This is a genomic window from Flavobacterium sp. ALJ2 (assembly GCF_015594725.1).
GTDB lineage: Bacteria > Bacteroidota > Bacteroidia > Flavobacteriales > Flavobacteriaceae > Flavobacterium.
The window spans coordinates 178,924-199,627 of record NZ_JADNRC010000009.1 but is presented as its reverse complement, the minus strand read 5'-3'; the positions used below and the strand labels follow the sequence as shown (position 1 = coordinate 199,627).

Genomic DNA, 20,704 nt, shown 5'->3' with positions numbered 1-20,704 from the left:
CGACAATAGAGTGCGATTGTGCCTTATGTAAACTTAGAAGATCCTTATGAAAAAGGGCTTTTTTGTTGCTATGTATAACGATAAGATTTTTCATTATTACAGCTGGGATACTATTCAGGAGTTTGTAGATAACCGCAGAAGTTTGTAAACTGAAAACTGACATATGTCAAACAAAAAAAGAGTTGTTCAATTTAGAACAACTCTTTTTTTTTGAATTAGTAAGTAAGACCTTTTATTATATTAATGGTGCTCCAGCCATAATTTCGGCATTGGCAAATTCTTCAAATTTCGCAAAATTAGCTTTGAATTTCTCTGCTAACTCTACTGCTTTACTATCGTATAACTTTGGATCAGCCCAAGTGTTTCTAGGATTTAGAATCTCGCTAGGTACATTAGGACAAGTTTGTGGTTTTGCAATTCCAAAAACAATATGATTTTCGTATGCTACGTTGTCTAATTCTCCGTTTAAAGCGGCAGTAATCATAGCACGAGTATATTTTAATTTCATACGAGTTCCTGTTCCGTATGCGCCACCAGTCCATCCTGTATTTATAAGCCAAACTTTTACATTGGCATCTTTCATTTTTTTGCTCAACATTTCTGCATAACGAGTTGGATGCAACGGCATAAATGGTGCTCCAAAACAAGCTGAAAAATTAGGTTGAGGTTCGTCTATACCAGCTTCTGTTCCTGCTACTTTAGCTGTGTAACCAGAAATGAAGTGGTAAGCAGCTTGTCCTGGTGTAAGTCTCGATATTGGAGGCAAAATACCAAAAGAATCGGCTGTCAAGAAGAAAATATTTTTAGGGTTTTTACCTATTGAATCCGGTTGAATATTATCAATGTGGGTTATAGGATAACTAACTCTTGTATTCGGAGTAATTGATATATCATCAAAATCTACTTCATTTGTACCTGGCTTAAAAACAATGTTTTCTAATAAGGCACCTCTTTTAATTGCTCTAAAAATGTCTGGTTCATTTTCTTCAGTAAGGTTAATTACTTTAGCATAGCAACCGCCTTCAAAGTTGAATACAGTATTTTCATTTGTCCAGCCATGTTCATCATCACCAATTAATTTTCGGTCTGGATCAGCAGATAAAGTTGTTTTTCCTGTTCCAGATAAACCAAAGAAAATTGCTGTATCTCCATCTTTACCAACATTAGCACTACAGTGCATTGGTAAAGTATTTTTAAATACTGGTAAAATAAAATTTAAAGCTGAAAAAATTCCTTTTTTCATTTCTCCAGTATATCCTGTTCCACCAATAAGAGCTATTTTTTTTGTAAAATCTAAGATTGCAAAATTGCTTTGTCTTGTTCCGTCTACAGCAGGATCTGCCATGAAGCTTGGAACACAGATTAGTGTCCATTCTGGTGTAAAGTTTGCTAATTCAGTTGCTTCTGGTCTCAAAAACATATTGTAGCAGAATAAATTTGACCATGCAGTTTCAGTTACAACACGTACATTTAATCTGTAATTTGGATCTGCACAAACGTATGAATCTCTAACGAATATTTCTTTGTTAGAAAGATATTGAGTGACTTTGTTGTATAATTTTTCGAAGGCAGCTGGTTCAAAAGGAATATTTACTTTTCCCCACCAAACTTGGTCTTCTGTAATACTATCTTTTACAATAAAACGATCTTGAGGCGAACGTCCTGTAAATGTACCAGTGTTAATTGCTAATGCACCTGTTGAGTCCTCTACACCTTGACCAGACTGTATCGTGATGTTGTGTAATTCGTCAGCTGATAACTGATAATGTATTGTTGCATTTTTAATCCCTAACTCATTTAGCGAAATCGATTGCGTAGATAACGTTTGATTGTCCATAAATTTTAAGTTGTTGTGTTTTATTTTATAGACTGTAAAATTAGATATTATATTTTAGATATAGTTTTATATAACGAATTTTATGACTTTTGTTTGAGAATTTTAACAAAAAGCACACTCCAGGCAAGAATTAATAGGAGTCCGCCTATTGGGGTTACGAATCCAATAATTTTAAAATCAAATGATGTAAGGCTATTCGTTGCAAGTAAGTAAATAGAACCCGAAAATAATATAACACCAGCTACAGTTAGATTATAAATAACTTTATGTGTTTTTTGAGAAAGTTCTTTTCGTGTAGCTACAAAAAATAAAAAGAAAGCATGATACATTTGGTAGCGCACCCCAGTCTCAAAGGTAACTAGCTCTTCTACAGATAAAACTTTTTTTAGAGCATGTGCTCCAAATGCTCCTAAAATGATAGCTATCATTCCTAAAAAAGCAGCTGTTGCAATTATTTTTTTATTCATCACAAAAATAGATTAGTCTTTACAAAAATAGGTTTAATACTTTCAATCTAGACAAAAATTAAGATATCTTTTAGAATTTTTCATCCTATTTTAAATAGATGAATTCTGCTTATTTTTGCTTTAAAATAATATTTAGTGCAATGTTTTAACATTATTTTGTTGTTATGAATATAACAATATTGTATGTTTGTGTTATATATGTAAAATATGAGAGCAGTTTTGGTTATTGGAGCAGGTAGATCGGCATCGTCATTAATACGGTATTTATTGGATAAGTCCGAAAAAGAAAACTTGCATCTTATTATAGGAGATTTGTCTTTGGCTCTTGCTGAAAAGAAAACCAATAACCATCCTAACGCTACTCCTATTGCATTGGATATTTTTGATAAAGAACAACGAAGTCTGGTAATACAACAAGCAAACATTGTAATATCGATGTTGCCAGCTCATTTGCATATAGAAGTTGCCAAAGATTGTTTGCTTTACAAAAAGCATATGGTTACTGCGTCTTACATAAGTGATGCGATGCAGGCATTGGACGAGGAAGCAAAAGCTAATAATTTAATTTTTATGAATGAAATTGGGCTTGATCCTGGAATTGACCATATGAGTGCCATGAAAGTAATCGATGAAATTAGGGAGAAAGGCGGTAATATGCTATTGTTTGAATCTTTTTGTGGCGGACTTGTAGCTCCTGAATCAGATAATAACTTGTGGAATTATAAATTTACTTGGGCTCCTAGAAATGTTGTTTTGGCAGGGCAGGGAGGTGCAGCCAAATTTATACAAGAGGGTACTTATAAATACATCCCGTATTGTAATTTATTTCGTAGAACTGAATTTCTAGAAGTAGAAGGTTATGGTAAATTTGAAGCCTATTCTAATCGTGATTCTTTAAAATATAGATCTATATATGGCCTTGAAGATATCCTTACTTTGTATCGTGGAACGATAAGGAGAGTTGGGTTCTCGAAAGCATGGAATATGTTTGTGCAATTAGGAATGACTGATGACAGCTATGTTATGGAGAATTCTGAAAAAATGAGTTACCGCCAGTTTGTGAATTCTTTCTTGCCTTATCATCCTACAGATTCAGTTGAAATAAAAATGCGTTTGATTCTTAAAATAGATCAAGATGATATTATGTGGGATAAACTTGTTGAACTTGACTTGTTTAATCCTAATAAAATTGTTGGATTAAAAGATGCTACTCCAGCTCAAATACTTGAAAAAATACTTTCGGATAGTTGGACTTTGGAGCCGCATGATAAAGATATGATAGTAATGTATCATAAATTTGGATATAAGTTAAATGGTGTAGATACGCAAATAGATTCTAAAATGGTTTGTATTGGCGATGATCAAACCTATACGGCGATGGCCAAAACGGTGGGATTGCCTGTTGCTATGGCTACTTTATTGATATTAAATGGAAAGATTGAAACTCCAGGAGTTCAGTTGCCAATAAATAAAGAGGTGTATTTGCCAATCTTAAAAGAATTAGAAGAATATGGTGTAGTATTTAAGGAACAAGTCATGCCTTATTTTGGATATAACCCCGATAAACTTCTTAATTAGCAGTTTTTTAAATTTTTTTTAGTTTTTTATTTGATTCGCTTCTCAAAAAAGAAGCGGATTTTTTATTTTGCCTTTACAGTTATAGGTAAACTGTACATTACCCTTGCAGGTTCGTTATTTATTGTGCCCGGTTTCCATTTTGGAGATAGTTTTAATACACGTATAACTTCATCTCCTAATCCGTATCCTAAGTCATTGGCTATTTTGTAATCAGCTAAAGAACCGTTTTTTTCGACATAGAAATCGATGATTACTTTTCCTGAAACTTTATTCTTAGAAGCGTCTTTAGGAATTTTGAAGTTTTTACCAACGAACTTGTAAAATTCTGTCATTCCGCCTGGAAATTCTGGTTGCTGAATGTTTTCGGTTGTGTCTGTAAGGAAGGTTGGTGGTTCGTTCAGTGCTTTTCGATTGCTTCCTTGAGCAATTGTTGTAGTGTTAAAAGCAAAAAATAGTGTAGCAAATACAAAACCTACTACCGAGGTTTTTACTATTGCTCTTAGTCGGGATTCTTGTTTTGTCATCATGAGTAAACGTTTTTTGGTTATTTGAAAATTAATAGAGCTAGCAAGTGCAATCTGACTTTGGTTAGAAGCCATTTTTAACAGTAAGTTTTGGTAATATGAAACTGAATTTGATTGTGTTATTACAGCTTCGTCTGCTAGAAATTCATGGTTTAATTTGATTGCCTTTTTGTAAAGTAAAATGATTGGATTGAACCAAAATAGAATTTGTATTAACTCGAGGAATATAATATCTAATGAATGTTTTTGCTCGATATGAGCCGTTTCGTGTGTGATAAGTTGTGGATCGATTAAATTATTTTTTAAATCATTTTCGTTTATGAAAATTGTATTTAAAAAAGAATGCGGCAATATAGGTTCCTGAATTAAAACTGCTTTTTGATTATTAATAATTAAGGATTCGTTGTGTTTAATTTTTTTATGGAATGAATACAAATTCATTATAAATCGGATGATTAGCAATGTGGTAATAATTAGATAAAGAGCTAATAGGCTATTTGTTATTATTTGATTGTTGGCTATTATGCTTGAATTTTGTGAATTATTCAACACTATTTCAGACAATTGAAATGAGTTTATTGCCTTTGCTATTTTTGTATCAAATGAGAATAGTTGCAGTGGAATAATTAGACCAAATACTAAACTACCCAGTAAATAAGCGCGATTAAAACGGAACATTTTTTCGTTTTCTAACCATAATTTATATACTACAAACAAGATAAGAAGCACTACTGACGATTTTAGGATGTACGTTATCATTTTTTCTTTTTTTGAATTTGTGAGTCAATTATTTTTTTGAGTTCTTCTAATTCCGAAGTTGATAAGTTGGTTTCCGTTGTAAAGAATGAAGCAAATTGTGATGCCGAATTGTTAAAGAAATTACTAATTAATCCGTTTACGTGTTTAGAAAAGTAATCTGTTTTTTTTACCAATGGATAATATTCTCTTGAGTTTCCAAATTCGATGTAAGCAACAAATTTTTTATCAATCATTCTCTTTAGTAAAGTAGCAACTGTTGTTGTTGCTGGCTTTGGGTCGGGATATGCTTCGAGTAAATCCTTCATGAATGCCTTTTTTAGTTGCCAAAGGTGTTGCATTAATTGTTCTTCTGAGTTGGTTAGTTGCATTTTATTTTTGTTTATTGTATTGTTCTTAAGGATTGAATCGTTCTGACATCAATTTTCCTTCAAAGTATTCTTTTGTAGCTACATATTTTCCTTTGTTTGAATAATACTTCCAATCTCCGAAATAATACCAATGTGCTAATTTTGAATCGTATTCTAATTTTGTTTTTCCTTTCGATTCGATTTTGCCGTTTTCATAATAGTTCTTCGTGTAACAGATTCCGTTTTTATATTTCTCGGTTTTATGTAATTTTCCGTTTATGTATGATTTCCATTTTTTAACGGGTTCATTGTGCTTGTAGTATTCAATTGATTTGTATTGAATATTGTCTTGTACGTAGGTGTCAACCCATTTACCTTCTTTTTTCTTGTTGATTTTTTGATTGATTTGTTCGGTTTTACAACCTAAACAGAATAAAAGTAGTATTAAGAGAACTATTTTGTGATTCATTTTGCTCTACGTTTATAGATTATGTTCTACAAATGTAGAGTTAATTTTTCAATGTGCAACTTTTTTTAAAATAGTTTCTGATTAATTAAGTGGTTGACGTTCTGTTGTTTTGGATTCTATTTTTTTATGTACATGGATGCGTTAGGGATAGGAGCGGCATCCTTTTGTTTTATAAAATGCCATAAAAGATATAGCGGATAGCCCGACCGAAGGAAACGGCATAAAAAAAAATCCGCTCATTACTGAACGGATTTTTGTGTGTGTTGATGTATGAACTATTTAGAAAGCTCTACAAAATATTTGTAAAATAACGGAATGGTTTCAATCCCTTTTAGGTAATTGAAGATTCCAAAATGTTCGTTTGGCGAGTGAATTGCATCGCTATCAAGTCCGAATCCCATTAGGATTGTTTTGCTTTTTAATTCTTTTTCGAATAAGGCTACAATCGGAATACTTCCGCCTGAACGAACCGGAATTGCTGGAACTCCAAAAGTTTCGGTATACGCCATATTTGCTGCCTTGTAACCAATGCTATCAATAGGTGTTACGTAGCCTTGACCACCATGATGTGGGGTAACTTTTACAGTTACACCTGCTGGTGCAATGCTTGTAAAATGTTTCGAGAATAATTCGGTAATGTGCTCCCAATCTTGGTTTGGAACCAAACGCATTGATATTTTTGCGAAAGCTTTGCTTGCAATAACTGTTTTAGCTCCTTCGCCTGTATATCCGCCCCAAATTCCGTTTACGTCAAGCGTTGGTCGGATAGAGTTGCGTTCGTTGGTTACATAGCCTTTTTCGCCATAAACATCGTTTAGGTCTAATGCTTTCTTATATTTATCTAAGCTAAAAGGTGCTTTTGCCATTTCGGCTCTTTCTTCTAGTGATAATTCTTCGACATTATCATAGAATCCTGGAATAGTAATGTGATTGTTTTCGTCGTGTAAAGAAGCAATCATTTTGGCAAGTACGTTAATTGGGTTTGCCACAGCTCCTCCGTATAAACCTGAATGTAAATCGCGGTTTGGTCCTGTAACTTCAACTTCTACATAACTTAAACCACGTAATCCTGTTGTTATTGATGGTTGCTGATTAGAAATCATTCCTGTATCAGAAATTAAAATCACATCATTTTTTAGTTTTTCCTGATTGCGTTCTACAAACCAACCTAAACTTTTAGAACCTACTTCTTCTTCACCTTCGATCATAAATTTTACGTTACAAGGCAAAGTGTTGCTTTGTACCATATATTCTAATGCTTTTACGTGCATGTACATTTGTCCTTTGTCATCGCAAGCACCACGAGCAAATATGGCTCCTTCTGGGTGAATTTCGGTTTTTTTGATAACTGGTTCAAATGGTGGTGATGTCCATAACTCTATCGGATCTGGTGGTTGAACATCATAATGTCCGTAAACTAATACGGTAGGTAAATTTGGGTCGATTATTTTCTCTCCATACACAATTGGGTATCCCGGAGTGTCGCAAATTTCGACAAAATCGCATCCCGCTTTCTCTAAACTTGCCTTTACAACCTCAGAAGTGTCAATTACATCTTGAGAGTATGCAGTATCTGCACTTACAGACGGAATTTTTAATAATTCGATTAACTCATTGATAAAGCGCTCTTTGTGTTCTTGAACGTATGCTTTTATAGTGTCCATTTAAATTGATTTTTATAGAATTTCAAAAATACGAAAAATTGAATTAATATTTTTTTTCAAAAATCCTTTGATAATTAGAAGTTATGATTATCTTTGCACCCACAATTGAGCGGATATGGTGAAATTGGTAGACATGCCAGACTTAGGATCTGGTGCCGCAAGGCGTGTAGGTTCGAGTCCTATTATCCGCACTACTTACTTTAAAAACCCTTAAAACATAGTTTTAAGGGTTTTTTTTATCTCTATAATTTAGGAGATTTATTAGTTATGTCTTTTGATTTCTATTCATGAATTTATAAATAAGAGGAATAATAACGAAAAGCCAAACTAGTGTTGAAAGACCTAGAAATGTATCTCCTAAGGTTTTGTATCCTAGTAATTTAATTAATGTTCCTACAATCAATCCAACGACTGCTATAAATAATATTTTTTTGTTTTTATTTTCCATTGATGCATTATTGGTTTTATAGATTCAATTTTGGTTTAGGCTCTAGAGGCTCTAAAATAATTGGTAATTCCTCTGTAGGTTGTTCAACGGGTGCTTGTTTGAATGTGGTTGCACCACAATACGCAACAGCTGTTAAAGCAGGTAATGGACTTGAATACCAAGATGCACAGCCAATAAATCCATCACAAATGCTATTATAAGCATCATCGAAGCATGCTCTAAAAGTTTTTCTTCCTGATAAAGTTATTTCTTGTAAGAGAACACCATTAACAAATGATCTATGTATCGTATCTTCTTGTGTAGTTATTATAATATGACCTGTGCCCGTATTTTGATTTACATTATTTTCTACAATCGTTCCTTTGCTAAAATCAATATTGTTTGTGTCATCATTAGTTACTAGAATCACAATTGATTTATTTGGATTATTCTCAAAGGGAATGAAATAGGATGTTACATTATCTTTCCAATCTATTTGAGTTACTTTTCTTAAATCAAGCTCTTCTAATTTACTAGATTTATTTGTAAGTTTATTTAAATTTTTAAAATCTTTAAATGTTGATATGTTTGATTTATCTACATTTAAACTGATTTTTTCAAAGTCATATTTTTTTTGCAAAAGCAAGTTTTCTTTGTTTGTAGCTGTATTTGTATTTTGATCGATGTTTTCTTCCTTTGAACATGAGATTGCTACAAATAAAATTGTTATCAATCCTAAAATCGAAATTTTAATTTTTGTCATTTTTATATTTTAATTTAATAATAGTTTTTTACTGGGATTTACTAAGGTTCACCAAACAATTACAGTTGTTTGGTGCCCCCACTCAAATAGCTTCTTCATTTTTGGGGTATTAATTAAATTTTCATAATTCACTAAAAAAAATAGTAAATCATTTATTATGATGTGACTGTTTGTTTTTTTTACCTATAAATAGGAGTGTATTTTATTACAGTATTTTCTTTCTAAAAAGTAAAACTATGCATTTTTTTTTTTCTTTAAACGATTATCTCAGTGTTTTTTACAATAAATTTTTTTTAAAAAATAAATTGAACCCTTTTAATCTTTGATTACAAGTTCGTAGGTTTTTTTAATCAAAAAAATTGGAGTAGTTTAAGGTGATATTTGGTAAACAAAACGTAGTCTCGATAGCTATCGGGATAATTCCTGAAAAAATATTTAGGCAATAAATTATTTTATAATTGTAGAGTTACTAGCGGAGATTTCTCATTCTTCGAAATGACAAGTTTGTGGTTGTTTTGTGGGCAAACTTGTATGTAGATAATTTTGTTTCTCACAATCTTGTCACTCCGAGGTAGGAGGGGGCTCCACAATAAACTAACACAAAGGTTTCCTGATTGTCGAGTTGCTAACTGGGCTTCGACTCCGCTCAGCCTGACAAGTTTGTGGTTGTTGTTGAGTTATGTATAAACGGAGAATTTTACTCCACATCGAAATAAGGATCTAAAACTTCGGCTAATTTATTGAGCCAATAAAAATTATCTTCAACATTTTTTATTTCAGATTCTACGGTTTCGCATCCTCTCATTAAAGATAAAGAAAGTGTATAATTTACTTGACGTATTGTTTTTGCCATGTCTTTGGGATCCATAATATCAGTAAAAAATTTTTTTAGTCTTATTTCTGTTTCTTTCGGAAGTTTGTTTTCGCTCATGATCGAAGGTTTAGGTAAATATCCTTTGTTAAGTCTTTCGTAGTTATTGTCTTGTTTTTTTGATCAGTCAAATATACTAAATTACACCCATATATGGGTGTAATTGAAAAATAAATCTTATCACTTTTGAAATATGAATATTTCAGAAGAAACTTTTATTGCAAATCTCGGCATTCACATAAGGCAATTACGAGAAAAGAAAGGTATGTCCCAACAAGATTTAGCTGACGATTGTGGTATAACCCAAAATCAAGTAGGCAGAATAGAAAGAGCAGAAATAAATACTACTGTAAAAACTCTAGTGAAAATTGCTAATGCTCTAGATCTTAAACCCAAAGATTTACTTGATTTTTACATAAAATAGAGAAGGGTAGGAGTTCGTATAAAAACAAAGAAATTACGGTTTAATCGAAACTATAAGACATAAAAAAAGACCTCAGTTGAGGTCTTTTTTGTATTTGAATATATTGGTTTTATTCTTCTTTTGGTTCTGGGAACATTACTGACAGAACAACTGATATTATTAAAACACCTGCAATAACGATTAATGAATAAAGAGATTCTATATGATAGAACGGAGAAATAATCATTTTAACCCCGATAAAAGCAAGGATTATTGCCAAACCGTATTGTAATTTGCTAAACAAATGAATGAAATTATCAAGTAGGAAGAATAATGCTCTTAGACCTAATATTGCAAAAATGTTTGATGTATAAAGAATAAATGGATCATTAGAGATTGCAAAAATTGCTGGTATAGAATCTACTGCAAAAAGTAAATCTGTAAATTCTATTACTGCTACAACTACTAAAAGTGGTGTTGCAAGTTTTTTTCCGTTTTCGTATGTAAAGAATTTATCTCCATCATATTTATCGCTTACGCTAAAGAATTTTCTAATTAATCGTGCTCCTCTTGTATTGTTGTAATCTTCGTCTTCGTCTTCATTTCCTGCAGACCATGATTTTATTCCTGCATAAACTAAGAATAATCCAAAGGCTGTCATGATTAGGTTAATGTCGTATTTGAATCCTTCTATTCCAACTAGGCTTAAAAGTTTGTTTAGATAGGTTAATTCGATTAAAAAAGCTCCAGAGAATATAAATATAGCTCTTAGGACTAATGCTCCTATAATACCCCAAAATAAAACTTTGTGTTTGTTGCTATTAGGAACATCAAAAAATTTAAATACTAGTATAAATACAAAAAGGTTATCTACAGAAAGTGCTTTCTCGATCCAATAGGCTGATTGAAATTCGTAAAACTTGGCTGAACCTGCATAATAGTATACTAAACCACTAAAACCCATTGCTAAACTGATCCATACTAATGACCAGGATATAGCTTCTTTATTGGTTACGACATGACTTTTTTTGTTAAAAATACCTAAATCTAATAATAGCATGATAACTACTGCGATTGCAAAAATTGCTATTAATCCAGGGTGTTCTGTGTAAATGGGATGTTGGTTCATTATTATTTATTAAGTTGAAATTTATTGTTTGTATTTCTAGGTTATTTTTTTTTGTTTAGATATATGGGTTTTTTAAATCATTGTTTCCAGTATCATGTAAAAATGAAATATGTATGCATTAATTTGGTGACTTTTGGATTTAATTACTGGCCCTAGTGATTTGTAAAGTGTAATCTCTTTTAAAGGGGTTAAAATTAAAATATAATTTTGCATAAAACTATTTTAAATATGCTAAAAACAGGTTTTCTTTAATATTATATTATAATTTTTTTCATACATTAAATTTTTTTTGTGGAGCTTTCTGTTTTTTAAGGCTTTGTACTAGGAATTTTTTTTTATGTTATAATTTTGATAGTTACCTCATTAACAAGAAATAATTTCTTTATATGTAATTAAAGGACTAAGTAAGTGAAAAAAATTACACGATTTTTCTTCTTTTATTATTTTTACGTTTTTTTGTTGATATTTAGGGAGTTAAGGGTTTTATTAGAAATGAGAATTTTTGGAACATAGTGTTTAAATTTTTTTTACGTTTTTTTTGCATATTTTATTATTTTATATACATTTATCACATAAACGATAAAATACTACGCTTTGTCGATTATTTATAATCTATATAAATTACTTTTAATTAAAGAAATCCAGTATTTATGATTCCAAATTTACAAATTGAACTTAGGCGTTTTATTTCTTCAAATGTTGTTTCAAAACTGAATAAATTTTACTTTGAGAATGATGCTTTGTTAATTAAAGCAATTGATGCATCTATCGGAACCATTTTAATAGGAGTATACAATAAAATACATGAAGTCAGTTTGTATAATGAGTTAGTAGAGATTGTAGGAGCTACTGAATTTTATAAAGAAATAGATTTTGAATCGGGAAGATTATTATCTGTTGATGATTGTTATAAAGAAGAAGGGAATAAGTTGTTAAAACGAATTTTTGATAATAAAAAGTCAAGAATTACCGAAATGGTTTCAAATGAAATAGGTATAAAAAGTGAAACTGCTCGCGAAGTATTGAATTTTTCTGCTTTGTTAGTTTTTTCTTATTTCAACTACAAAAAACAAGTACAAGATGATCTTCAATCAACTCTTGAAGAGCAAAAAAGAGGGGTTTTAAATAGTATTCCTTTTGGAATCAAAATTATCCTAGGGTTTTCATCACATGAAGTTGTTGAAGAAAAGAGTAAAACCAAATTTTCTAATTCAATTTTTAACCACATTTTTTCAAATAGTGGTTCTTAGTCTGGATTAGCTTTTGTTTTAATCTAAAAAAAAATCCCATTTTACTAATGTGTAAAACAGGATTTTCTCTTTTATGTTAATTTGAAGTTTTTATACGTTCTTCAAATTGATGATTTCTTGTTCTGTTAAAAAACGCCAGTTACCTCTTGGTAAATTCTTTTTGGTTAAACCAGCAAATGCTACACGGTCAATACGTAGAACATCATAATCAAAATTTTCGAAGATAGCACGAACTACTTTTACATTCGATGAACGTAATTTTAAACCAATTTCACTTTTTGGTTCATTGTCGATATAGCTAATGTCTTCAACAAAAACACGGTGCCCATCAAGAACAAGTCCTTTGTTTATTTTTTCTAAATCCTCAAATTTTAGGTTTTTATCTAATGAAACCTGATATATTTTAGATGATTTCTGGCTTGGTAAAGTAAACTTACGAAGCATGTCAGTATCATTAGTAAACAATAATAAACCTGTAGTGTTTTTATCCATTCTACCAACTGCTGCAATTTTAGCATTAGTAGAACCGCGAACTAATTCTAAAACATTACGATATTCTTGTCCTTCGTCAAAAGCTGTTGTAAAGTTTTTAGGCTTGTTTAATAAGATGTATTCTTTCTTTTCTGGAGTTAAAACTGCTCCGTCAAAATTAACGGTATCGCCTGGTTTTACCATGTATCCCATTTCTATAACAGGTACTCCGTTTACTTTTACATTTCCAGATTGGATGTAAATATCTGCATCACGACGAGAACATGCGCCAGAATTAGCAATATATTTGTTTAAACGAATCTCATCGGCAGCTTTTTGTCTTTTAGGTGCTTGATTCGGTTTTTTGGCAGCTTTTGCAGCAACTTCTTCCTCTACTTTAGTAATTGGTTTTGCTTTTTTTGGCCCTTGTGCACGCTTTTGCATGGCAGGTTTTGGCTTATTTGAGTTAGGTCTTGAGCTATTTGCTCTTGGCCCTTTTCCTTTATTATTGCCTTCCTTATTATTCATAAATCCTGTAATTTGTGCAAAGATAGTTTATTATTGGTTAATAGCAGTAACTTGATTGTTGTTAGATTGCTAGCTTTTAACGCTATTGCCAGCTTTTAAATTGAAAATTATTAAAAAAATATGAAATTTTTAAAATAATTAGATTTTTAAAAGTAAAGTTTTCCCATGCCACAAAACACTCGGATTAATAAGTACAATGCAAAATACACCAGATACGATAAGAAATTTCAAGACATTGTGTAGTAACAAAAATTGTGTTTTAGAATTGGACTTCCAAAGATAAAGTAAGAAAAATATCAAAATTATGAAACAAGAATAAAAATAAATGTCCATGTAGCCAATATCGTATATTTCAATTAAGATATACACTGGAATTATGGTTAAAAAAGTTAAAAAGGTGATGATTTTTTTTGAAGCCTTTTCTCCATAAAGTATTGGAATGGTTTTGTAGTTGTTAACCAAATCTCCCTTTAAATTCTCTAAATCTTTTATCATCTCACGTATTAGCAGTAGTAGGAACAAAAAAATGGCATGAGCGAATATAACTGCAAAATGACCTCTTTGGTTTTCTAAATCATTAAATGATATCTGATTATAGAAATATAATAAAATTGCGAAGAATGGTAAAACGGCTAATAATGCAGCCATTAGATTTCCTACTAATGGGTATTTTTTAATTTTATGGGAGTAAAACCAAATTAAAAATATATATGCCGAAAAGAATAAAAAAGCTCTCCATGAAACGATTAATGCCATTAATGCAGCAATGAAGTTGAGGCAGAAATAAACGCTAAGTTTAGTTTTTTGGCTTACCAGCCGATCCAACATTGATTTGTTTGGGCGATTAATTAGGTCTTTCTGACTATCGTAAAAATTATTTATGATATAACCAGATGCGATGGTAATTGCAGATGCAAACACAATTAGAAATAAATGGAAGTCTAATAAAATATCGAGCGCTCTTTTTTCGGGAGCAAGTATAAATATTGCTGATAAGTATTGAGCTAGTATTATAATAGGAATGTTGTAGCCTCTTACTACGGAGAACAAACTTATAACTTTCATCGCTAAAATTTTATTCTGACGGCTTAACATTTCTTATTATTATAGATTATACATTGGTATTTAAAATGACTAAAGTACATCTTTTAATAGTCTTTAAGAACGATATCTCAATTTTCTTATAGGTGTAGTAAAACTTTTTTTGTGATGTTGTAATCTATTTTGCACTTTTTTTGCCAACGATTTAGTTCTTTAGGTATGAAAACAATAAAATTTCTATACTGTTTTTATAATATGAAGCTTTATAATAAAATATCATTTATGATACTAATTTCTATTTTAAAAACAAGAGTTGACTTGGATGATAAATTTTTAGAGCCGAAATTTAGCGACTCTAAAAATTTTTAGAATTTGGATTTTGTTTTAAAATTGGTAAACTACTTCTAGTTTGTAGTCTTTTAATGACTGCTTAGCTCGCTCTAAATCTTGTGTGAAACCAAGAATATAACCGCCACCTCCTGAACCACATAGTTTTAAATAATAGTCATTAGTGTCGATGCCATTTTGCCAAATACCATGAAATTGCTCCGGAATCATTGGTTTAAAATTATTCAAAACTACTTTTGATAATTTTTTAGTATTACTAAATAATGACTTCATGTCGCCATGTAAAAAGTTCTCTACACAGGCATCAGTATATTTTACAAATTGGTTTTTTAACATCGTACGAAAACCTTTGTCTTTAAGATTTTCCATAAAAATGTTTACCATTGGAGCAGTTTCTCCAACAATCCCTGAGTCTAATAAAAAAACAGCGCCTTTTCCGTCAAAACTTTGATTCGGAATTCCAGTTGCCTCGATATTATCTTTTGAATTTATTAAAATTGGAATGCTTAAGTAACTATTTAATGGGTCTAAACCAGAACTTTTTCCGTGAAAAAAACTTTCCATTTGAGAGAAAATAGTTTTTAGCTGTAATAATTTTTCACGAGTTAAGTTTTCTAGTACTGTGATTTTGTTTTGAGCATATTTATCATAAATAGCAGCAACAAGTGCACCGCTACTTCCAACTCCATATCCTTGAGGGATGCTAGAATCAAAATACATTCCAGTTTCTACATCATTCTTTAAAGTAGTCATGTCAAAAGTTACCAATTCTGGTTGTTCTGCTTGTAATGTTTCAAGGTATGATGTAAACTTGCGTAAACTTGCATTAGAGGCAATGGCTTCTGCTGAAGGATTTTCAGTTCTCTTCAATGCGCCATTGTAAAAATTATAAGGAATAGAAAGTCCTTTTGAATCACGGATTATTCCGTACTCTCCAAAAAGTAATATTTTTGAGTAAAATAATGGTCCTTTCATATATTTATTTAATGTCTTTCTTAATTTTATTTGGGTCTTGTCGAGTGTCAAAAATGGTGTAAATCTTTATTTCATTTGAACCAAAACTGTACAAAAAACTTGATTGTTTTGTTATGACGCATTTTCGATATTTTTTATTTATTGATGATTTTGGAAAAATTCCAGGATTCATACTTATTATCGAAATTGCTTTTTGAAATTTCAATAAAAATATTTCTTTTGATTTTTTAGACCATCTGGCTTCAATAAAATTTAAAACAGAATCTAAATTTTTCTCAGCTGTTTTTGAAATATTTACTTTAAGATTCACTACCTGTATTTTTTCATCACATCTTCAAAGCTTGTAAATTCTCCTTTTTCAAATTCTAATTCACTTTGAGCAATATCTTCTTTTTGTGCATCAGTTAAATCATCCCACCAATCTTTTTTTTCTTTCGTTAGAATTTTCTTGATCGACTTAATGATTTTAGGATTGTCAATCTCGGTTAATATTTTTATTAACTCAAGTTTTTCTAATTGAATGTCCATAATCTAAATTTTAATTAAAGATACGTAAAATTATAATGCAATTGCACCATCTCCAATTTCGTCGCAAATGTACTGACCATTCTGGCAAAATACAACTAATTCGTCTTGAATAAATTGCAGTACTTTTTCTGTAACATTTTCGGGATATAAAACATGAACATTTGCTCCTGCATCCAGAGTAAAACAAACCGGAATTTGAGTTTCATTTCTAAATTTCCAAATTGCATTAATAATCTGCAATGTGTTTGGTTTCATTAGTATAAAATAGGGCATAGAGGTCATCATCATAGCATGTAGTGTCAATGCTTCACTTTCGACGACTTTGATGAATTCGTCTAGATTTCCATTTTCAAAAACTGCAATTAGTTTATCTAGGTTTTCATGGGCTTGTGCAAAACGTCTTTCGGCATAAGGATGATTGTGCATTAAATCATGTCCAACGGTACTCGAAACTTGTTTTTCGCCTTTATCAACTAGTAAAATAGTATCTTGGTAATTGTTGAAGTTTTTATGAATTGTATTTGGAAATTCTACTCCAAATAAATCAGAGCTTCTTTTTATATTGGCTTGATTTCCCCAAACAACAACGCTTCCTTTGACACTTCTGCAAGCGCTTCCGGATCCTAAACGGGCTAGGAAAGAAGCCTTTTGATAAAAGTACTCCTCCGTCATTTCTGGATTTAGTACTTTTTCCAGGCTCATGAAATTCATTGCCAAAGCTGCCATTCCAGATGCTGAAGAGGCTATTCCTGAACTATGTGGAAATGTATTTTGAGTGTCAATTGTAAAATGGTAATCTTTCAGGAAAGGCAGATAAACGAAAACACGTTCCAGGAATTTCAGGATTTTCGGTTTAAAATCTTCCTTTGGTTTTCCTTCAAAAAGCAAATCGAATGAAAAGCCATCATTTGTCTTACTGATCGGAGTCAAAGTGTTTTTCTTTGAAAAACTCAATTTAGTAACTGTTTTGCAGTTGTTTAATGTAAAACTAACTGATGGATTAGCCGGAATTTGATTGTCTTTTTTTCCCCAATATTTTACTAAAGCAATGTTACTTGGTGTGCTCCACTCAAAGTTGCCTTTTGTTATATCTGAAGTATATTTTTTTGGAATAAAATCGTTTGCTGTAAACATAAAATAAAAAATTTATGCAAAGATACTTTTTTGAATTAGACCTTTTACACTTTTTGATAACCTATAAAAATGTTTACCTTTATTAACTCAAAAAAACAGTATAAAATGAATAAAATCACTCGAATTTTAGCGGTTGTTGTTACGTGTCTTGCTATTGGGTATTTTTCTGGAATAGTGACAAGATCTAGTATTGATACTTGGTATCCTACTTTGGTTAAGCCAAGTTTTAATCCGCCTAATTGGGTTTTTGCACCTGCTTGGAGTTTGCTTTATCTTTTGATGGGGGTTGCGGCGGGATTAGTTTGGGATCGAATTGAGTATGAAAAAGAAGCAGTTAAGAATGCATTGGTTTTCTTCGCAATACAATTAGCGCTAAACGCTTTGTGGTCGTATTTGTTTTTTGGATTAATGAATCCATTATTGGCCCTTATAGAGATTTTTGTGCTTTGGCTCATGATCTATGAAACACTTTTGAAGTTTATTAAAATCAATAAGGTTGCCGGATACCTTCTTGTTCCTTATTTGCTTTGGGTAAGTTTTGCAACAATCTTAAATGCTAGTATTTGGTGGCTTAACAAATAAGTTTACAGCTTCAGTATTCAGAATAATGTCATTCTGAATACTGAAATTGTTTTTATTTTTCGTTGATTTTTACTTTTTTAAACTCTTCGTTTTTAGCATGTAGAAAATCCATTGTAGAAAGAATGTTTTTGTTTTCTATAAGTGCTTTGGATCTTGGGTCAGCATCACAAAATTCAAGAAAAAGTTCTTTTTCTTCTGGACTTAGTTTTAGGTCTTTTGTAAAAAAAACAGAGGGACAAGTTGTGTTTACTAATTTTTTAAAATCTAATTCAGGAGTTTTATTTTTTATCTTTTTATCTTCTTTGCCTTTAAATAAACTTAAAAGACCATTTCCCATTGCAATAAAATCCATGCCATTTGGAATAGTTCCGTCATAAACGCCTGTGTGTTTTTGTAAAGAGCTAGTATTTTTTGCCAATGCTATTTCATTAGATGATTTTGCTGTAGATCCTATATGTGGGAGTTTTATAGTTGTAATTACTACTTCGTTTAGTTCTTCTGGTTTTGGAGCCATGTTAACTGTAATGCTATTTTTGTTGATGTTTTCCTGAGATACTTTTAGTCTGGTAAAATAATAGTCTTGCTTAAAAAAAATTAAGCTGTCTTCTGCACGTACTAGAATTGAGAATTCTCCTAAGGCATTTGTTTTGGTAGTTGTTTTGGCAGTTTTGTTAATTACTTCTACATCTTTGAGTGTGTAGTTTTGTGAAGTAACTTTTCCGTTTAATAATTTCTCCGTCTGAGAAAAACCAATCTGATAGGTTAGTAATGAAATGGTTGTAAGTAGTTTTACTTTCATATAGGGTTAATTAGTTGAAAGTAAAATTATTATAATTATCTTAAGTAAAACTTATAGAATTCGTAAACTCTTGTTAATTCGGATTTTAGTCGTAGTTAGCAGTAGCCAGTACCAGGCACAGTGCTGAAAACTGTGACGGGTACTGAGTACTAAATTTCAAATAGTATTAGCTACAATATAATCGCTTGTCCATGCATTTTGGAAATTAAATCTGACTATTTGGTTTCTTTTTCTAATTAGAAGTTGGTATCACACTTCCTCATAGTGACTGGTACAGATAGGTTTTGTTAAATTGCAATTTTTTGAATAGCCCATTCTTTAGCTAAGCCTGCACCTTTTGCTTTTGTAATAACAAACAAACTAGTTCCTTCAGTATTACTAAAAACAAAATATGGTTCGGCGTCGTAAAAAACTCCATTTCCATTATTAGGCACAAAAAACTTTTCTAATTCAAGTTTACTTTTAAAATTAAGGTTAGTAGAATTATAAATAAAGATACCTGAAATTCTTGTTGGAGGCCAATAATAACCACTAGAAAGTATTAAATACAAATTATTTTTCTTAGAGGAATGGTCCAGCCACTCAATATTTCCATGCCCTTCTGGGACAGTTGCGGCAATTGTACCATTATAAATCATATCTTGATTTTTGGTTTCTGAAATTCTTAATACTGTTCTACCTCTAGTGAAAATTCTATTCCCTTCTTCGGAAAACCATAAGTCCCCATTAAATGGGTAGTCTCCATGATAAGGAGAGTCGTAGATTTTAACAGCTATTCCATTTTGAATATCAAATTTTTCTATATCAGCAGGTGTCACACCATTTACTGCCCCATAAATGAATTTTCCTGATAAGTCCATTTTGCCTTTTGTTCCTGCATATATTTGATTTTTATTATCATGAAATTCATTTTCAGTAGACAAGTTCATATTAACACATCTGATATATGTTGACTGATTTTCTTTAGGAAAAATATATGCCCATTTGTTGTTTCCAAGAACTATATCAAGAGCAAAACAAGAAACATTGTATGTATTAATTATTGATTTAGTGTTTAAATTTACATAAGTAATATGTCCATCATGTCCAACAACTGCAGTTTCTCCATCTTGAGAAATCGAAATACAGGTGGGTGTATATAATAGAGGTATGGTCTGAATAGTTTTGGATCCTGATTTTAATATGTTAACTTGCATAGGATGTTCTGAGACAAATATAAGTTGGTCTTTAATTTTTGAATATTCAGCATCGATTACATCAGAATTTAAAATAACTTTTTGTTCGATAAAATTATCAATACCTATTACTATTGAATCTTTTTTATTGTTAAAACTAAAATATATTTTTGAGTAAAACTTTCCCTTTGACAAGTCATCTCTATTAACACTGACAATCATATCATTTTGATTACCAACTGCAACCTCTCCTGCGCTAGAAGAAAGTTTTATGTGCTTATTTAAATTTTCTACATTATAATGAATTGCTATTTTGCCTTCATTTTTAATAGTAATCTTTAAGTTGTTATCTAAGATGGAAAAGTTCAAAGAGTCTGGGATAGAGTATTGGGTGTCTTGATCTATTTGAGGTTCATTTATGGAGTCTTTTTCGCAACCAAAAGAAGTAATAATTAATATTACGAAACATATAATTTTTTTCATATCTAAAATGTATAATCGGATTTTAATAAATAATTTTTGAAGATTTAATTAGTCAACTTTTTTGATGTTAATTTTTATCTATCAATTAACAAGTGTGATGTTTTTTTAATTGAGTTGCAGTGTTTTTAAAAATGTATCGATTAGTTTGAGTA

22 protein-coding genes and 1 tRNA gene are annotated in these 20,704 nt (G+C 31.0%); 5 read left to right on the top strand and 18 right to left on the bottom strand.

The window, feature by feature from the left end; translation table 11 throughout:
- Nucleotides 1-235: 235 nt before the first annotated feature.
- The gene (gene pckA, locus IUY40_RS12385) at nucleotides 236-1,837 is read right to left on the bottom strand and encodes a phosphoenolpyruvate carboxykinase (ATP) (RefSeq protein WP_195737178.1); all 1,602 of its coding nucleotides are present in this window, start codon (nucleotides 1,835-1,837) and stop codon (nucleotides 236-238) included.
- A gap of 80 nt (nucleotides 1,838-1,917) precedes the next feature.
- Entirely contained in the window at nucleotides 1,918-2,304 is a 387-nt protein-coding gene (locus IUY40_RS12380) for a DUF423 domain-containing protein (RefSeq protein WP_195737177.1), read from the bottom strand.
- A 207-nt stretch (nucleotides 2,305-2,511) separates the two neighbouring features.
- Here IUY40_RS12380 and IUY40_RS12375 point away from each other — a divergent pair, with 207 nt between their 5' ends.
- Nucleotides 2,512-3,882 carry a saccharopine dehydrogenase C-terminal domain-containing protein gene (locus IUY40_RS12375; protein ID WP_195737176.1) on the top strand — a complete coding sequence of 457 codons (1,371 nt, stop codon included), beginning with the start codon at nucleotides 2,512-2,514 and terminating at the stop codon, nucleotides 3,880-3,882.
- A 62-nt stretch (nucleotides 3,883-3,944) separates the two neighbouring features.
- On the opposite strand, the gene IUY40_RS12370 is transcribed toward IUY40_RS12375, so the two are convergent.
- The 4 genes from IUY40_RS12370 to IUY40_RS12355 all read right to left on the bottom strand — a co-directional run bounded on the left by IUY40_RS12370 (nucleotide 3,945) and on the right by IUY40_RS12355 (nucleotide 7,645).
- Complete coding sequence (locus IUY40_RS12370; RefSeq protein WP_195737175.1) at nucleotides 3,945-5,165, bottom strand: M56 family metallopeptidase; 1,221 nt, start codon at nucleotides 5,163-5,165, stop codon at nucleotides 3,945-3,947.
- Complete coding sequence (locus IUY40_RS12365) at nucleotides 5,162-5,533, bottom strand: BlaI/MecI/CopY family transcriptional regulator (protein ID WP_195737174.1); 372 nt, start codon at nucleotides 5,531-5,533, stop codon at nucleotides 5,162-5,164. The genes IUY40_RS12370 and IUY40_RS12365 overlap by 4 nt, the downstream gene beginning before the upstream one ends.
- A gap of 25 nt (nucleotides 5,534-5,558) precedes the next feature.
- Nucleotides 5,559-5,981: a hypothetical protein gene (locus IUY40_RS12360; RefSeq protein WP_195737173.1), complete on the bottom strand. Its 423-nt coding sequence runs from the start codon at nucleotides 5,979-5,981 to the stop codon at nucleotides 5,559-5,561.
- Between the two features lie 275 nt (nucleotides 5,982-6,256).
- Complete coding sequence (locus IUY40_RS12355; protein ID WP_195737172.1) at nucleotides 6,257-7,645, bottom strand: dipeptidase; 1,389 nt, start codon at nucleotides 7,643-7,645, stop codon at nucleotides 6,257-6,259.
- Between the two features lie 109 nt (nucleotides 7,646-7,754).
- Here IUY40_RS12355 and IUY40_RS12350 point away from each other — a divergent pair.
- Nucleotides 7,755-7,836 (top strand) — tRNA-Leu (locus tag IUY40_RS12350).
- Nucleotides 7,837-7,910: 74 nt separating this feature from the next.
- On the opposite strand, the gene IUY40_RS12345 is transcribed toward IUY40_RS12350, so the two are convergent.
- The 3 genes from IUY40_RS12345 to IUY40_RS12335 form a co-directional block, all read right to left on the bottom strand.
- Entirely contained in the window at nucleotides 7,911-8,093 is a 183-nt protein-coding gene (locus tag IUY40_RS12345; RefSeq protein WP_195737171.1) for a hypothetical protein, read from the bottom strand.
- 16 nt (nucleotides 8,094-8,109) lie between these two features.
- Nucleotides 8,110-8,835, bottom strand: coding sequence for a hypothetical protein (locus IUY40_RS12340; RefSeq protein ID WP_195737170.1), 726 nt, complete (start codon nucleotides 8,833-8,835; stop codon nucleotides 8,110-8,112).
- Between the two features lie 697 nt (nucleotides 8,836-9,532).
- Nucleotides 9,533-9,766 (bottom strand): hypothetical protein, encoded by a 234-nt coding sequence (locus IUY40_RS12335; protein ID WP_195737169.1) that lies wholly within the window; start codon nucleotides 9,764-9,766, stop codon nucleotides 9,533-9,535.
- Nucleotides 9,767-9,899: 133 nt separating this feature from the next.
- Between IUY40_RS12335 and IUY40_RS12330 the strand changes: the two genes are divergently transcribed.
- Nucleotides 9,900-10,130, top strand: coding sequence for a helix-turn-helix transcriptional regulator (locus IUY40_RS12330; RefSeq protein ID WP_195737168.1), 231 nt, complete (start codon nucleotides 9,900-9,902; stop codon nucleotides 10,128-10,130).
- A 109-nt stretch (nucleotides 10,131-10,239) separates the two neighbouring features.
- On the opposite strand, the gene IUY40_RS12325 is transcribed toward IUY40_RS12330, so the two are convergent.
- On the bottom strand, nucleotides 10,240-11,238 hold the full coding sequence (locus tag IUY40_RS12325; RefSeq protein ID WP_195737167.1) for a TerC/Alx family metal homeostasis membrane protein: 999 nt from the start codon (nucleotides 11,236-11,238) through the stop codon (nucleotides 10,240-10,242).
- 650 nt (nucleotides 11,239-11,888) lie between these two features.
- Here IUY40_RS12325 and IUY40_RS12320 point away from each other — a divergent pair.
- Complete coding sequence (locus tag IUY40_RS12320; RefSeq protein ID WP_195737166.1) at nucleotides 11,889-12,488, top strand: DUF937 domain-containing protein; 600 nt, start codon at nucleotides 11,889-11,891, stop codon at nucleotides 12,486-12,488.
- A gap of 90 nt (nucleotides 12,489-12,578) precedes the next feature.
- Here IUY40_RS12320 and IUY40_RS12315 read toward each other — a convergent pair whose 3' ends face one another.
- From IUY40_RS12315 to IUY40_RS12290, 6 genes are all read right to left on the bottom strand, one after another.
- Nucleotides 12,579-13,487, bottom strand: coding sequence for a pseudouridine synthase (locus IUY40_RS12315; RefSeq protein WP_195737165.1), 909 nt, complete (start codon nucleotides 13,485-13,487; stop codon nucleotides 12,579-12,581).
- Nucleotides 13,488-13,625: 138 nt separating this feature from the next.
- Nucleotides 13,626-14,582, bottom strand: coding sequence for a geranylgeranylglycerol-phosphate geranylgeranyltransferase (locus IUY40_RS12310; RefSeq protein WP_195737164.1), 957 nt, complete (start codon nucleotides 14,580-14,582; stop codon nucleotides 13,626-13,628).
- Nucleotides 14,583-14,912: 330 nt separating this feature from the next.
- Nucleotides 14,913-15,851: a mevalonate kinase gene (locus tag IUY40_RS12305; RefSeq protein ID WP_195737163.1), complete on the bottom strand. Its 939-nt coding sequence runs from the start codon at nucleotides 15,849-15,851 to the stop codon at nucleotides 14,913-14,915.
- Between the two features lie 4 nt (nucleotides 15,852-15,855).
- The gene (locus IUY40_RS12300; protein WP_195737162.1) at nucleotides 15,856-16,161 is read right to left on the bottom strand and encodes a type II toxin-antitoxin system RelE/ParE family toxin; all 306 of its coding nucleotides are present in this window, start codon (nucleotides 16,159-16,161) and stop codon (nucleotides 15,856-15,858) included.
- On the bottom strand, nucleotides 16,161-16,379 hold the full coding sequence (locus tag IUY40_RS12295) for a hypothetical protein (protein ID WP_195737161.1): 219 nt from the start codon (nucleotides 16,377-16,379) through the stop codon (nucleotides 16,161-16,163). Before IUY40_RS12295 ends, IUY40_RS12300 begins: the two co-directional genes overlap by 1 nt.
- A gap of 30 nt (nucleotides 16,380-16,409) precedes the next feature.
- Nucleotides 16,410-17,513, bottom strand: a complete 1,104-nt coding sequence (locus IUY40_RS12290) for a diphosphomevalonate decarboxylase (protein ID WP_195737160.1) — start codon at nucleotides 17,511-17,513, stop codon at nucleotides 16,410-16,412.
- A gap of 105 nt (nucleotides 17,514-17,618) precedes the next feature.
- Here IUY40_RS12290 and IUY40_RS12285 point away from each other — a divergent pair, with 105 nt between their 5' ends.
- Complete coding sequence (locus tag IUY40_RS12285) at nucleotides 17,619-18,095, top strand: TspO/MBR family protein (protein ID WP_195737159.1); 477 nt, start codon at nucleotides 17,619-17,621, stop codon at nucleotides 18,093-18,095.
- A gap of 52 nt (nucleotides 18,096-18,147) precedes the next feature.
- Here the strand turns inward: IUY40_RS12285 and IUY40_RS12280 are convergent, their stop codons facing one another.
- On the bottom strand, nucleotides 18,148-18,894 hold the full coding sequence (locus IUY40_RS12280) for a hypothetical protein (protein ID WP_195737158.1): 747 nt from the start codon (nucleotides 18,892-18,894) through the stop codon (nucleotides 18,148-18,150).
- A gap of 287 nt (nucleotides 18,895-19,181) precedes the next feature.
- The gene (locus tag IUY40_RS12275; RefSeq protein WP_195737157.1) at nucleotides 19,182-20,552 is read right to left on the bottom strand and encodes a hypothetical protein; all 1,371 of its coding nucleotides are present in this window, start codon (nucleotides 20,550-20,552) and stop codon (nucleotides 19,182-19,184) included.
- Nucleotides 20,553-20,704 lie beyond the last annotated feature (152 nt).